13 protein-coding genes are annotated in these 13,727 nt (G+C 63.1%); 7 read left to right on the forward strand and 6 right to left on the reverse strand.

The window, feature by feature from the left end:
* On the forward strand, positions 1-408 hold the full coding sequence (atpC, locus tag AruPA_RS02085; protein ID WP_265634636.1) for an ATP synthase F1 subunit epsilon: 408 nt from the start codon (positions 1-3) through the stop codon (positions 406-408).
* 80 nt (positions 409-488) lie between these two features.
* Positions 489-2,051, forward strand: a complete 1,563-nt coding sequence (locus AruPA_RS02090) for a glycosyltransferase 61 family protein (RefSeq protein ID WP_265634638.1) — start codon at positions 489-491, stop codon at positions 2,049-2,051.
* Between the two features lie 299 nt (positions 2,052-2,350).
* Here AruPA_RS02090 and rsmA read toward each other — a convergent pair whose 3' ends face one another.
* Genes rsmA through AruPA_RS02120 form a run of 6 tightly spaced genes read right to left on the reverse strand, consistent with a single transcriptional unit; the run spans position 2,351 to position 9,591 of the window.
* Positions 2,351-3,157, reverse strand: coding sequence for a 16S rRNA (adenine(1518)-N(6)/adenine(1519)-N(6))-dimethyltransferase RsmA (rsmA, locus tag AruPA_RS02095; protein WP_265634640.1), 807 nt, complete (start codon positions 3,155-3,157; stop codon positions 2,351-2,353).
* Positions 3,158-3,161: 4 nt separating this feature from the next.
* Entirely contained in the window at positions 3,162-4,445 is a 1,284-nt protein-coding gene (locus tag AruPA_RS02100) for a peptidylprolyl isomerase (protein WP_265634642.1), read from the reverse strand.
* Complete coding sequence (locus tag AruPA_RS02105) at positions 4,442-6,682, reverse strand: LPS-assembly protein LptD (RefSeq protein WP_265634644.1); 2,241 nt, start codon at positions 6,680-6,682, stop codon at positions 4,442-4,444. The genes AruPA_RS02100 and AruPA_RS02105 overlap by 4 nt, the downstream gene beginning before the upstream one ends.
* A 3-nt stretch (positions 6,683-6,685) precedes the next feature.
* Entirely contained in the window at positions 6,686-7,816 is a 1,131-nt protein-coding gene (gene lptG / locus AruPA_RS02110; RefSeq protein ID WP_265634646.1) for an LPS export ABC transporter permease LptG, read from the reverse strand.
* Entirely contained in the window at positions 7,813-8,934 is a 1,122-nt protein-coding gene (gene lptF / locus AruPA_RS02115) for an LPS export ABC transporter permease LptF (protein WP_265634648.1), read from the reverse strand. The genes lptG and lptF overlap by 4 nt, the downstream gene beginning before the upstream one ends.
* A 48-nt stretch (positions 8,935-8,982) precedes the next feature.
* Entirely contained in the window at positions 8,983-9,591 is a 609-nt protein-coding gene (locus AruPA_RS02120) for a TetR/AcrR family transcriptional regulator (RefSeq protein WP_265634650.1), read from the reverse strand.
* A gap of 391 nt (positions 9,592-9,982) precedes the next feature.
* On the opposite strand from AruPA_RS02120, the gene AruPA_RS02125 reads away from it, so the two are divergent.
* The 5 genes from AruPA_RS02125 to cynS all read left to right on the forward strand — a co-directional run bounded on the left by AruPA_RS02125 (position 9,983) and on the right by cynS (position 13,499).
* Positions 9,983-10,528, forward strand: coding sequence for an OsmC family protein (locus AruPA_RS02125; RefSeq protein WP_265634652.1), 546 nt, complete (start codon positions 9,983-9,985; stop codon positions 10,526-10,528).
* A 1-nt stretch (position 10,529) separates the two neighbouring features.
* Positions 10,530-11,660 carry an acyl-CoA dehydrogenase family protein gene (locus tag AruPA_RS02130; protein ID WP_265634654.1) on the forward strand — a complete coding sequence of 377 codons (1,131 nt, stop codon included), beginning with the start codon at positions 10,530-10,532 and terminating at the stop codon, positions 11,658-11,660.
* A 5-nt stretch (positions 11,661-11,665) separates the two neighbouring features.
* Positions 11,666-11,977 (forward strand): 2Fe-2S iron-sulfur cluster-binding protein, encoded by a 312-nt coding sequence (locus AruPA_RS02135; RefSeq protein WP_265634655.1) that lies wholly within the window; start codon positions 11,666-11,668, stop codon positions 11,975-11,977.
* A gap of 40 nt (positions 11,978-12,017) precedes the next feature.
* Entirely contained in the window at positions 12,018-12,896 is an 879-nt protein-coding gene (locus AruPA_RS02140) for a sulfurtransferase (protein ID WP_265634656.1), read from the forward strand.
* 153 nt (positions 12,897-13,049) lie between these two features.
* A complete protein-coding gene (gene cynS, locus AruPA_RS02145) occupies positions 13,050-13,499 on the forward strand; it encodes a cyanase (protein WP_265634658.1) in 450 nt (149 codons plus the stop codon).
* Positions 13,500-13,727: the final 228 nt, after the last annotated feature.

The raw sequence follows: 13,727 nt of genomic DNA on the forward strand, positions 1-13,727 counted from the left end.
ATGACGCTCGCGCTCGAAATCATCAGCCCGGAACGCCTGCTGCTCGCGCGGCAGGTCTCCATGGTCGTTATCCCCGGCACCGAAGGCGACCTCGGCATCCTGCCCGACCACGCGAAACTCATCACCTCGCTGCGCGGCGGCATGATCGACATCTACGAGGACGACGAAATCATCGACCGTTTCTTCGTCTCCGGCGGCTTCGCGGAAATCACCGAAACCCGCTGCACGGTCCTCGCCGACCAGATCATGAAACCGTCCGAGATCAACCGCGAGACCGCCATGGAGCAACTCGCCGCCGCCGAAACCGCGTACCGCGAGGTCGACGAAGCCGACACCACCGCCTGGCGCAACGCCTCGGACCGGCTGATCACCGCCCAGGCCCGCATCGACGCCCTCGCGCACGAATAAGCCGGGGCGGAATGGGTATCCCTCAGCACCCATCTCCCATCCAGGTTGATGACGCCGGCTTCGACAGGTCCTAATGTTACATGAGTAACGCCGGCGCGGGCGACCGTCGTGCGACACAAGACTCTATCGATCCGCGCCCGGCCTGGCTGTTCGATCCCGGTTACTACGCCGCCCAGTTCGGCCGCCGTCACGGCAAGGCGTTCGACTCATCGACGCACGGAGACCCGTATGAGCATTTTCTGAGCTTCGGACAGTTCGAGGGGCTCTCCGGCCACCATTTGTTCGACCCCGATGTCTATAAGGCGCGCGCCACCTACGACATTGCCTGCCGGATCGCGCAGGATGGCCCATTCACGACCTTCCTTCGCCATAGCCGATTGCCTGGCTGCGTGCCCATCGCCTCGAACATGTTCGATCCCGCATGGTATCTCATGCGATATCCGGACGTTGCGCAAGCCATCACGCAAGGCGTCTGGACGTGCGCGCTGCATCACTACCTGGCGACCGACTCGCCGACGGCATTTGACCCCTCGCCGAATTTTTCGGAACGTGGCTACCTGCTGGAGCATGCCGATGTCGCCCAGGCCGTCGCTGCCCGACAATTCAGAAACGGCTACGCCCATTTCCTGGCCCATGGACGCGATGAACAGCGGCGTTACTTTCCGGCGGGTGAGGGCGCAGCGCCGGGCATTATCCCGGGCATCCCCGCATTACGGGCCTACCCGCTCGAAACGTCGCGCTATGCAGATGTCACCTTGTTACCGTCTCGCCGCGATGGCGCGGGTCGCTATGGTTACAGTTTCGGCATTCTCGACCGGGCGGGTATACCGATCGCTGACTTCTCGCATCCATGGTTGACAATGCGCCAATCCAGCGATGTCCCGGTTCGCGATGACCGGACGTTTATCTATGGCGGTGTCCTCATGGACCATTTCGGCCATGTGATCCGCGATTCCCTGGCAAGCCTTTGGTTCATCCGCGAGCGGCCCGACTTACCCGTGCTCTGGCACTGGATCGATCTACCCGTGCCGCATCGCACGTGGCCAGGCTGGCTTGAGCAGCTCTGGCGCGTTTTGGGCCTCGATCAATGCGAGCACCGCTTTGTCTCGGCGCCGCTGTCCGTCGCCCGGATCATCTTGCCGCGATCCGGTCTGGTCGCGCCCGATCTCCTGCATGAGAAACAGGTCGACGCTCTCGCAACGCATCGACCGCCGGCCAACGCCCGCTCCCACGATCGTGTCTGGCTGTCGCGCCGTGGCCTGCCGGCGCAATTTGGCCGGCTGGACGGCGAAGAGGCACTCGAATCCGCGTTGGCAGTACGCGGCTGGGACATCGTGCGCCCGGAGACCTTGCCTGTTGCGGCACAGGTAGACCTGTTCGCAACCGCGGAAGTGGTTGCCGGATTTATAGGCTCGGCGTTTCATGCGGCCCTGCTGTCAACAGCGCCCCGGGCCCGATTGTTGCTCGTAGAGCGACCCGGCATCGGCAAGCTGTTCTACGACGCCGTCGCGCGTGCCAGGAACCTCCGACAAAGCTTTATCACGCCGGCGCTGCGGCCATACGCAGAAGTCACCGCCTGGACCACTTTTACACTGCTAGACCCCCTGTCCCTCGCCGAAGACATTTGCGCCCAGACCAATTGACGGTTCGCCGCAGAGCGCCACCCGCAGTGAACCAGGTTCACTGCCCCTCATTCCGGGTCGGATCGCAATATCAAGCGCGAAGCCTACAAACTGCCCCGGCTATCGCAACGATCCATCGCGATTGGGTCGTATCCCTGCCGGATCGTGTCGAAGCTTTGGATAATACCGATCGCCCCTGGCTCTGAAACAATCGGGGGAAGATGCGGTCGCGTCACGCCGAACCCGTTTAATTGCCTGGCGATCCGGCATCGATAAGGGACGCCAACTCCCGGCTGTTCCCCAGCATCGGTGCGCCCGTTCTATAGCGCCTCAGCCAGTCGGACGTATTCGGCGGGGCTCAGGGTTTCGGCACGGCGTTCAGGGTCGATGCCGACTCGATGGAGCAAGGCGGCGCCACCCAGCGATTTGAGAGAACCGCGGAGCATTTTGCGTCGTTGGCCGAAGGCGGCGGCCGTGACGGTACCGACGCGGGTCAACAGTGCGGATGAAAGTTGGGTGGAGCGCGGAATCAGCCGGACCACGGCTGATTCCACTTTCGGCGGCGGGGAAAAGGCTGCGGGCGATACCGACATGGCGATGCTGGCATCGACCGTTAGAGCGCCGAGGACGGCAAGACGGCCGTAGTGTGCCGTACCGGGTGGCGCGACGATGCGTTCAGCGACCTCATGCTGGAACATCAACACCAATGCCTGAAAAGAGGCCGCCTGGTGCAGCCAGCGCACCAGCATCGCAGTACCGGCGTTGTAAGGCAGGTTGGCGATGACGATGCGCGGCGCGTCGGTCAGTGCGCAAACGTCGATCGTGAGCGCATCGGCTTCGACGACGTGCAATCGCCCTCCCGCTACGCTCAGAAGCTCCGATGTCGCCGCGATCGCGCGCGGATCGATGTCTATGGCGGTGATCCGCGCTGCCCCGGTCGCAAGGATCGCGCGCGTCAGGCCGCCCGGCCCGGGTCCGACTTCGATGACATTGACACCATCCAGCGGCCCGGCGACGCGGACAATGCGCGCGAGCAGATTGCCATCGAGCAGAAAATGCTGCCCGAGCGATTTGCGCGTCGCCAGACCATGCCGCGCTATGACATCGCGCAGCGGGTCCAGATTCATGATTTCAACCCGCCTGATACCGCTCGATGACGGCGTTGCGATGCAGCGCGTCCATCAATTGTTGCGATTCAAGCGAGACACGGCGCTGCACCAGAATGTTGGCAATGGCGGGAACCGACGGCAATCCGGTGGTACTCGTGGCGCGCTTGCACACCATGACCATTGCGACCCCGTGCTGGGAGACCAACGGCTGGCTGATCTGCCCGATGGGTAAGGTTGCCAGCAACGACTGAAATGCCGCAGGCTGCACGGTCGCGAGGTTGACCGGGCCTGGATCGGCCTTGCGGACATTGCCGACCGCCGCGTTCGCTGCGGCAACCGCATCGCAACTGTGCAGTCCGCCGCGCAGCGCGTTGGCATGGGTCAAGACCGCCAATTGCGCTGCGCTGGGCTGACCGCCCTGGAATGGACTCGGGAACGGCAGAAACACCTGGCGGATGTTCAGAATCGTTTCCTTCACCTCGCCGAATTTGCGCGTGCCCAGCAGGTTGACGATTTCAAAACCGCCCGCGACCCGCACCGGATCACTGATCGCGCCCGCCGGCATCCGCTGCACGATGGCGCGCACCGCAGGGTCGAGCAGGTCGGGCTCGACCCAGCCACGGTCACCCCCGGTCAGCGCACTCTGGCTCTGGCTGAACTGCGCCGCGACCACCGGAAACGGCGCGCCGTTGCGCAGCTGCTTGATCACGGTCTGAGCGAACAGCCTCGCGTTGCCTTCGTCGAACGGCCGTTCGATCGGGATGAAGATCTCGGCGATATGGTATTGCGTCTCGCCAAGTTCGTGCTTCATCGCACGTTGCTCGGCCAGCACGTCTTCCCTGGTCGGTCGCAGGTCGGGCCCGAGTTTCTTTTTCAGCACATCGGTCCAGCCAAGCTCGGTGCGAAACTGACTGACCAGGGTGGAATAGGGCACACCGGATGCTTCGAGCTTTTTCTGGAGTCCGCCGGGCGGCAGACCGTTTGCCTTGTCGATCCGCGCGAGCGCTTTCGCGATATCGGCCTGTGAGACGACGATCTTGTTCCGCTCGATCGCTTGCAGCTGCAACGCCTGGTCGATCAATTCGCTGGTAATCTGCGGTTTGAGATGGTCCAGCGTCTGCGATGTCGGCGGCAGGCCGGCCGAGAGGGCAAACAAGCGTGCCCGGGCATCCACGTCCTGATTGGTGATCACTGTGCCGTTCACCACCACCGCAATCCGGGCGTCCTGCGCGCGCGCCAGCCCGAGCGACGCCAGAGATACGGCCCCGAGGCCGAGCAGAAAACCATAACGTCGCAGAAATTTCATAGGGCGCTGAATCCGATGTTGCCGAGCGTTTTGAGCGTGATGTTGATCAACAGCGTGGTGGTGCCGTGATCGTAGTTGAAGGAGGTAAACGAGCGATAGAAACTGATGTTCACCGCCGTGCATTCATTCTGCCAGGTGGCCGACAGGGCGGCGTTGTCGAACTTGCCCGTGGCGATGTTGCGCTGCGTCGCGCCCGAGAAGGTCCAATGCGGGATCAGCGAGGTCGCGGTGCCAAGCGTGATTTCGCGCTGCGGTACGAAATACGCGGCGGGCGGCGCCCCGGGCTGGGTGAACAGGTAGTACGGATTGACCGCGCTATAAAAGTAACCACCGCTGAACCGCAGGGCCTTGTTGCCCACGGTTGCGTATGTATCGATCATCCGCGCGCCCAGATCCTGGTGCGCAAGCCGGGTCCGATAGGTGAAACTCAGCCACGATACCGGTGCGACCGTCGCCCGTCCCACGATGTCGGATACATTATCGTTCAGGCCACTATCGACCGGATACACCAGCGATTTGTGAAATGCGTAGGACTGACCGATCAAGCCGGTCGCATAAGCGCCGTCCGGCAGGTACCATGCCCCCTGCAACGCGTAATCGACGCGCGAGCCGCCGGCAAAGCGGTCGATCCCGCCGAAGCGTTGCAGGCTGAAGAGATTGGCGTCGGTGAATTGGAAATCGAGACTGTCTTCGTTCGGAATCACCTGGTTTTGCGTCACGCCGTAGTTCGGCGCGACCTCGAGCTGCACGCGCGGCTCGATGATCTGCTCACCCCAATCGCCGGCGCTGCGTTCCAGCGGCCAGCGCGCCGAAACCGCCGCGATCGGAATGGCGCGCGCCGTCTCAGCCGAACCGATGTTGGAATAATTCGGCTGTTGGTTGAGCTTCGCGGCATCGTAACCCGCCGCGATCAACCGCACCCGACTATCGAACAATATGCCATCCGGCCCGGTTGCCGGCAGATCGTAATTCGACACGACCGCCACGCGGCGGCTGCTGGTTCCCACATTGCGGGATACGTTGTAGGCGCTGGCCGCCATCGAGAACCGGCCGCCCCATCGATCCGGCGCACCAAAATAATCATAGCGCGCATAGGGGGCGACGATCGGTACATTGCTCTGGGTGACGGTCGCGACCAGGCCTTGATAGGTATCGGCGCTGATCTTGGCATAGGAACCGACACCGAATCCTTCAAGATAGGCGTTGGATGCGAGGAAATTCTGGTTCGGCAGATACCGGAAATCGTTCAGATACTGGGTGCTCGAGGTGTGATTATACGAAAACCCGGCCCGCCAGGTGTTGTTGAGGTCGAAAACGCCGTTCGAAAAAATCGCGTCCGACAGTCCGGTATTCTGGGCATAACGGTCATGCCCGGCCGAGATGTTCACCGTCAGCTTGCCGTTGTTCAAGGCCTGGCGGTATTTCACGTCCAGCACCGGACCGGCCTTGGTCGCGAGGATCGGCACGATCGTCGCATCCTGCGATTTGCTGATATCCCAGAAATAGGGGATCACGAAAAACTCGCCGATATGCGTCGATGACCCGAACGAGGGGATCAGCAGGCCGCTCTGGCGCCGCACCGAAGGATCGGGCTGGGACATATACGGCAGGTAGAAAATCGGGAAGCCGTAAATCTCCAGCTCGGCGTCGTGGTATTCAATGACTTTGTGCTGCAGATCTTCAACCGCGCTGCGTGCCTTGATCTGCCATAGGGGTGCTGCGGTCGGGTCGTGCTTACACAGATCGCACGTGGAGTAGACCGGCTTGGACAATTCATTGAGCACGCCGCCATAGCGCCGTGCCCCGTTGGCGACGATGCGGCCGTTTTCGGCCAGTATGGTCGCGACCTTATTCATCACCGCGTTCTTCATGCCGTTCGAGAGGCGGGCCCGCTTGGCGAACGCGATTTCGCCGGACGGTTCCATCATCACCACATGACCGATCGCGGTCGCTGTGTTGTTGTTGCGATCGATCACGACCTTGTCGGCATACAGAACATGGCCGTTCTGCCACGCCTCGACATCACCCGTGGCGGTCACGATCCCGGTCTGGCGATCGTAGGAGACCTTATCGGCTAGAAACGTGACGGGCGCCGTCTTGGAAATCGGCCGCTCCGGCCCGGCGATCAATCCGGCCATCTGCGCATGGGCCAGCGGCGCACCAGCGAGGGTTGCAACCGCAAGACCAATGCCGATGATAGCACGTTGCCGGTTACGGCGTTGGTTGGCACCCTTCATGGCTCAGCCATCCTCCAGATGCAGCAGTAGCGCAAGCGCGAGCATCAACCCAGCCGCCGCCGGCGCCCAGGCTGCCAGGATCACCGGCAGCGCGCCGGATTTGCCGAACTGCTCGGCGACGTCCGATAGCATGAACAGAATGAAACCGAACACCAACCCCGCACCCAGCATCTGCGCCGCGCCGCCGCGCCGGGCCGGGCGCATCGAGAATCCGGCCGCGACCAGAGCCATCGTCGCGCACAGCAACGGCAGCGCCAGCAGGCTCTGAAACGCGAGTTCATGGCGCGTCGGCGAAAACCCCGATTGCTCCAGCAGATTGATGAACCGCGGCAGCGCCCAGAACGACAACGCACTGGGACTGGCGAAACTTTCCTGCACGCGGCCGACCGTCAGATCGGTCGGAAACCGCATCGTCGTCCTCAAAACCGGCGCGGCATCGGCTTTCAGTACCGCCACGTGGTAGAGCGTCCAGCCACCGGGCTGCAGTACGCCGGTCTGTGCCTCGATCCGATCGTGCAGGCTGGTATGCCGATCGAGTCGCAGCACGGTGACGTGTCCGGTCGTCAATTCCTTGCCCTTGAGATGCACATCCCGCGCGTGGAGAATCGCAACGCCGCCCGCACCGCTCGCCGGATCGGCCTGGCGCAACCACAATTGGCCGCCGGTGAGCGACAATGGGCCCGAGCCAACCTGCAGATACATCGCATACAGCGTCTCCGCCCGGGCGTACATCACGGCCGAAAGCGGGCTGACCATCGTGGTGGTCACGGCGCCGACCAGGGCGGCGCACACCACCGGCATGGCCAGAAACTGCCATGCCGAAACCCCGCTCGCCCGCGCCACGACCAGCTCTGAACTGCGGGTCAACCGCCAGAAGGCGAAAATCCCGCCCAGTAACACCGCGAAGGGCAAAATCTGCATCCCCAGCCAGGGCACCCGCAGAATTTCCATCGCCAGCACCCGGCCAAACGTGGCGTGCGGCTTGTCGGAGGCCTGGCGCAGCAGATCGAGAAAATCGAACAGCGAGCCGATCGCGGTCAACCCCGCCTGCATGCCGAGCACCGCCAACAGAAAGCGCCGTCCGACATACAGCGACAGCGTAATCGGGATCGAAAACACGCGTGGCCGCCTCATGCCGGCTGCGCCCGCGCGTAGCGCGCGCCGCGCAGCAGAAGCACGCCACACACCAGCGCGGGGCCAGCCGCGACCACGAATATCAGCGGGATCATGGCATTCTGCCGCGCCGCCAGACTATCGACGCCAATGCCCAGCGCCACCAGTGCCATGACGCCGAGCACCGCACCGGCGAGGACGATGATGCCCGACTGGCGACGAAACGGGCTGCGCAGCACGGCGAGCAGGGCAACCAGCGTGTAGGACATGACCTCGAACGGCGTCAGCAGCCGGCGCCATGCCTCGGCATGCCATTTCCGCCGGGTCGCCGGAGGGATCTGCGCGGGATTGGGGTGAAACAGCTGCCAGATGGTCGCTTCCGAGGTTTTGGGCGCCGCCTGATCGGTCGCGGTGCTCGACTGCGCGAGATCGATCAGATTACGCCGAAAGCTCAGCACGTTCAGGCGGCCGGTCTTGGGATCGATCTGCTCGCGCGAGCCGTCGCGGAGCAGTACTTCCGGACCGTTCGGCCCGGCGACCAACCGCCCGGTCCGGGCCAGGATCGTCGCCGGTTGACCCTTCTGTCTGGAATCCTCGATCAGAATGCCGTGCAGTACCGAATGCTTGTCGCGGCTTTGGATATAGACGGTGATATGGCCCGGGATCGGCGTGAAAACGCCCGGTTCCAACAGAAAGGCCGCCACCTTGTTGCGAATCTGGAACTCGAATTTGCTGAAATCATGCAGGCTGGCCGGCACCACCCAGACATTCAATATGGAGCACGCAATCATCGACAGTGCGGCCATTGCGATCGCGGGGCGGGCGATCAGACCATCCGACATGCCGCTCGCCCTCATCACCACCAGTTCGCGATCGGCCGTGAGCCGGGTGTAGACGAACATTGTCACGATGAAGACCGTGATCGGCAGGATGACCGCGACAAAACTGGGCAGCAGCAATCCGGTCAGATGCACGAACACGAAGGGCGACAGCCCGCGTTGGATGATCAGTTGAATGAACCGAAGCGACTGGGTCAGCCAGATCAGCGCCACCAGCCCGACCGTCGCCACCGCCAGCCCCAGGGCAAGCTGGCCGAACACGTAGCGGTCGAGCCGGGATATGATGAAGGGCGAACGCATGCCGGTCTTTTGGCGGCGGGCCGCGCGGATGGCAAGGCTCGCCCCGCTTCACACGGGCGCGCGCGCCCCATCGGACCGCGGCGCCGCGCTCAGGATCGCATCGAGGTTGCGTCGTGCGATGTCGAGCACGCTTGCATCACCGCTCACCATCAGCGCTGCGATGGTGCCGTCGATCAATAACAGAAGCTGGCGCGCCAGCGTCGCCGGCTCGCCATACCCGGCCTCTGCACCGATCAGGGCAAACCGCGCCAGGATTTCACGATGATGCGCCGCCGCCATCTCGCGCAGCCAGGCCTCGTCCTTGCGATGCTCCGACACCGCATTCATGAACGCGCAGCCATAGAATTTGCCACCGTTGAACCAGTCGCCCAGCACCGGCACGATCGCATGCAGCCGTGCGCGCGGCTCCGGCGCAGCCTCGTCAAGCCGGTCGAAAAACCACTGGCGCCACTCTTTGCCTTCTTCGGTCAGGACCGCGCGCAGCAGGGCGTCCTTCGACCCATAGCGGGCATACAACGTCATTTTCGAAGCGCCGGCTTCCGCCAGGATACGATCGATCCCGGTGGCATGGACCCCATCCCGGCAGAATAATTCGCGCGCAACATCCAGAATACGGGCTTGCGGCGATGACAAGCCGCCATCTGCCGTCTTTAGCACCATTGCGTCCTTCGACTTGCCCATAAAATAATCAATACTCCAGGCATTTGATTAAAAATTAACCGAACTGACATGCCGGATTGCTCTCCAGCCTGATAGCGACTCGCAGTCTACACAAAACGTGCCAGAAAATCCCCCGTTAATTGACCGGGCCAAATCCAACCCCAGACTACGTTCGAACGGCGCGTCAACCCCCGGCAACGCTTCATGAAATCAAAGCGCGAGATCGGGTGCGCGCACCGCCCGCCGCACGGCCACCACTAACAGCCTGCCACGCCGTCACCTGCGGGCACCGTAATGGCACGGCGTTTGCATCGTAAACATGGCAAGTCAGACAGACCGTTCTGTCTTGCGTCCTAGCCAAACCGGACCAGCCCGAAAAGGATCCATGATGAGCCAGCCAGCCACCGCGCCAACCGCCATGATCTCCTGCCTTCAACCGATCGATCGCACCGGCCTCGAAGCCCTGATCGAAAAAGGCAAGGCTGACCCCACGGCCATCAAGACGCTGAAATGCAAGACGATCGCCGAGGGTCGCTTCCGCCATCTGAACATGATCCGCAATCTGCCGCCCTACATCGTCGACGAACCACCCGGACTGCTCGGCGACGACACCGCGCCCAACCCCTCCGAGGCGTCGCTCGCCGCACTCGGCTCCTGTCTGGCCGTCGGCATCCATGCCAACGCCGTGGCGCAAAACCTCACGATCCAGTCCCTCGAACTCGAACTCGAGGCGGACATCAACATCACCGCCGTCTGGGGCACCGGTGACACCTCGCCCAAGCCGGTCGGCTTCGATGCCGTCCGCGTCAAGGTCAACCTCGTCGCCGACGCGCCGCAGGATAAAATCGACGCCCTGATCGCGCACGCCACCAAATGGTCCCCGGTGGCGAACACCTTCACCAAACCCGTGGCACTCGACGTGAAGGCGGCCTGACATGGATGGCGGGATCGGATCGATCAACCGGCGCACGCGGTCCACCAGCGCGGAAGCGCGCGACGCCGTCGCGGCGGAAACCGCGGCGCTGGCCGGTCTCGCCGCCACCATCGACCAGAACGGTCTCTACCCGGCCGCACAGCTGCGCGCACTGGGTGCGGCCGGCGCCTACGGCCTTCACCTCGCCGGCCACACCAGGCTCGGCAAACCGTCGCTGATGGACGCGATCGAGGCGATGGCCGTGGTGTCCGCCACGTGCATGTCCAGCGGCTTTTGCGTCTGGTGTCAGGACTCCGCCGGCTGGTACCTCGAACAGACCGAAAACGCCGATCTGCGCGCCCGCCTGCAACCGACTATCGCTGCCGGCGCCGTCATGGCCGGCACCGGCCTGTCCAATGCCATGAAGGCGCTGTCCGGCACCGAAGATTTCCGCCTGCGCGGCAAGCGGGTCGCTGGCGGTTATATCATATCCGGCATCCTGCCCTGGGTCTCCAACCTCGGCGAAGGCCATTGGTTCGGCACAATGTTCGAAGACGCTGACGATCCCGCCCATCGCGCCATGGCCATGGTGCGAATCGGTCAGGAAGGCGTCTCGATCAGGCAGAACGCCCATTTCATCGCCCTCGAAGGCACCGGTACCTACGCCGTGCTGTTCCGTCGCGCCTTCATTGCCGACGAACAATTACTGGCCGACCCGCTGGGCGACATGGTCGCCCGGATTCGTCCCGGCTTCGTCATGCTGCAAACCGGCATGGGACTCGGCGTGATCGATGCCGCGATCGGCCTGATGCGCGAAGCGAACCTTACCCAGGCCCATTGCAACACCCATCTGCGCCTCTCAGCCGACCAGGCTGAGGATAAGGCGAGCGCCATCCGCGAACGCCTCGCAACCCTCGCCGCCACGCCGCTGGAACGCGACCGCGGCTACATCCGCGCCGTGCTGCAAGCCCGGGTCGAGGTTTCGGAATTCTGCCTCGAGGCGACCCAGGCCGCCATGCTGCACTGGGGCGCGTGTGGCTACATCCACGGCTCGGCGGTCGACCGGCGAGTCCGCGAAGCCTGGTTCGTCGCCATCATCACACCTTCGATCCGCCAGTTGCGCCGCGAGATCGCAGTACTGTCTGGAAGCTGAACCCGATGCCAGCTTTGCTCATCGTTGATCGCGTCGGCACCAAACATAAACTCACGGCGGCGACCAACGACAACGTCATGCAGATCGCCCGCGCCGCCGGCCTGCCGGTGGCCGGCGACTGCAACGGCTCGATGGCCTGCGCCACCTGCCACGTCATCGTCGCGCCGGACTGGGCCGACCGGCTGACCCCGCCCGACGATGACGAGGAAGCCACGCTCGATACTTTGTTCAACCTCGCGCCCACCTCGCGGCTCGGCTGCCAGATCCGCATGACCGACGCGCTCGATGGGCTCACCGTGCGTCTGCCTGACCGCTAAGCTCCCCAATCCAACGCCAACACAACCAGGAGGCCGGACCATGACTGTTCTAATGACCCCCGCCGAACTCGATGCCGCGATGACATCTGGTGGCATCGTCGTGATCGACACCCGCAACCCCGCCGCCTACGCCGAAGGTCACATCCCCGGCGCGTTCAACCTGCACGATATTTTCACCTACCTGGCCACCTCGACCCCCGAAGGCATGGCGGAACTGCGCGGTAAATTCGCCGACGCGTTCGGCGCGCTCGGCCTGTCCGGCGCCGAAACCGCCGTGTTCTATGAGGGCTCGATGAACTCGGGCTTCGGCCAATCCTGCCGCGGCTATTTCCTGCTGCAGTATCTTGGTTACAAAAATGCCAAAATCCTCCACGGCGGCCTCGCCGCCTGGACCGCCGCCGGCATGCCGCTCGCCACCGAAGCCGCCACGCCGACACCGGCCGCCTTCCCGGTGACCGACGCCGGCAAGGGCCTGATCCTGACCAAGGACGACATTCTCGCCGCCCTCGATGACAAATCGATCGCCCTGCTCGATGTACGCGACGTCGATGAATGGGTGGGCGAAAGCTCCTCGCCCTACGGCAAGGATTTCTGCCCCCGCAAAGGCCGCCTGCCCGGCGCGCGCTGGATCGAATGGTACCGCATGATGAAGCCGACCGCCGCGGGCCCCATGCTGAAATCGAAAAACGAGATCCTCGCCGAATGCGCAACCGTCGGCATTACCCCGGCCTCGAAAGTCTATATCTACTGCTTCAAGGGCGCGCGCGCCTCGAACAGCTATGTCGCCCTCGCCGAGGCCGGCATCACCAACACCGCGATCTATTTCGGCTCGTGGAACGAATGGAGCCGCGATCCCTCGCTGCCGATCGAGGAAGGTCTGCCGTTCGGCACGGCGGAATTGGCGGTTGCCGCTGAATAAGATAAAAAAGGGCTCTGTTTTGTAAAAAAGAACCAAAAAACTGTTGTTCGCTCGGCCTGGGGCGCACGATCCGAGTGCCCCAGGCCCAGGGTCAAAAAAGTTTTTGCTCCTTTTTTCAAAAAGAAGCGCTGCCCTAACTTAACAGGAACAACAATGAACGACGAAAAAACGGCTCTCGGCCAGAAAATCCTGAAGATCAAGAAAACCAAAAACCTGACCTGGACCGAAATCGCCGCCAGACTGGGCCACGCCCCCGTCTGGGTCTGCGCCGCCTGCATGGGCCAGATGTCGATGACGCCGGAAACCGCCGAGAAAACCGCCGCCCTGTTCGGCCTCGACGATGAAGAGGCCGCCCTGCTCGCCCAGGCGCCTTACCGCGGCTCCCTGCCCACCGCGGTGCCGACCGACCCGCTGATCTACCGCTTCTACGAACTCGTCTCTGTCTACGGCACGACTTGGAAGGAGATGATCCACGAAGAGTTTGGCGATGGCATCATGAGCGCGATTGATTTTGACATGACATTGGAACGCCAGCCCGACCAGAAGGGCGATCGCGTCAAAATCACCATGAGCGGCAAATTCCTGCCCTACAAACGCTACTGATGAGGTCGGTTCCATGCGGCGCGCCCCCACCATCGTGATCGATCGCATCGGGCGCCGTCAGCGCCCGGGTGCCGGACCCGAACCTATTTTACCCGATGAACTCTTGGCCACACGCGCCCCTCGCCTGACCCGGCTTGAGACGCGATACGGGTACCAGGGCCACCAGCCTGATCATCAGGATGGCGCTGATCAGCCAAGATTTTCCCGGACATCGACGAATGTCATCCG

The organism is Acidiphilium sp. PA (assembly GCF_026191915.1).
Classification (GTDB): Bacteria; Pseudomonadota; Alphaproteobacteria; order Acetobacterales; family Acetobacteraceae; genus Acidiphilium.

Excerpts from the sequence above, each read along its gene's own strand:
- AruPA_RS02100 (WP_265634642.1), bottom strand. The coding sequence starts at position 4,445 with ATGAAATTTCTGCGACGTTATGGTTTTCTGCTCGGCCTCGGGGCCGTA.
- cynS (WP_265634658.1), top strand. The coding sequence starts at position 13,050 with ATGAACGACGAAAAAACGGCTCTCGGCCAGAAAATCCTGAAGATCAAG.
- AruPA_RS02130 (WP_265634654.1), top strand. The coding sequence starts at position 10,530 with ATGGATGGCGGGATCGGATCGATCAACCGGCGCACGCGGTCCACCAGC.
- AruPA_RS02105 (WP_265634644.1), bottom strand. The coding sequence starts at position 6,682 with ATGAAGGGTGCCAACCAACGCCGTAACCGGCAACGTGCTATCATCGGC.
- lptG (WP_265634646.1), bottom strand. The coding sequence starts at position 7,816 with ATGAGGCGGCCACGCGTGTTTTCGATCCCGATTACGCTGTCGCTGTAT.
- atpC (WP_265634636.1), top strand. The coding sequence starts at position 1 with ATGACGCTCGCGCTCGAAATCATCAGCCCGGAACGCCTGCTGCTCGCG.
- AruPA_RS02140 (WP_265634656.1), top strand. The coding sequence starts at position 12,018 with ATGACTGTTCTAATGACCCCCGCCGAACTCGATGCCGCGATGACATCT.
- AruPA_RS02090 (WP_265634638.1), top strand. The coding sequence starts at position 489 with ATGAGTAACGCCGGCGCGGGCGACCGTCGTGCGACACAAGACTCTATC.
- lptF (WP_265634648.1), bottom strand. The coding sequence starts at position 8,934 with ATGCGTTCGCCCTTCATCATATCCCGGCTCGACCGCTACGTGTTCGGC.
- AruPA_RS02135 (WP_265634655.1), top strand. The coding sequence starts at position 11,666 with ATGCCAGCTTTGCTCATCGTTGATCGCGTCGGCACCAAACATAAACTC.
- AruPA_RS02125 (WP_265634652.1), top strand. The coding sequence starts at position 9,983 with ATGAGCCAGCCAGCCACCGCGCCAACCGCCATGATCTCCTGCCTTCAA.
- rsmA (WP_265634640.1), bottom strand. The coding sequence starts at position 3,157 with ATGAATCTGGACCCGCTGCGCGATGTCATAGCGCGGCATGGTCTGGCG.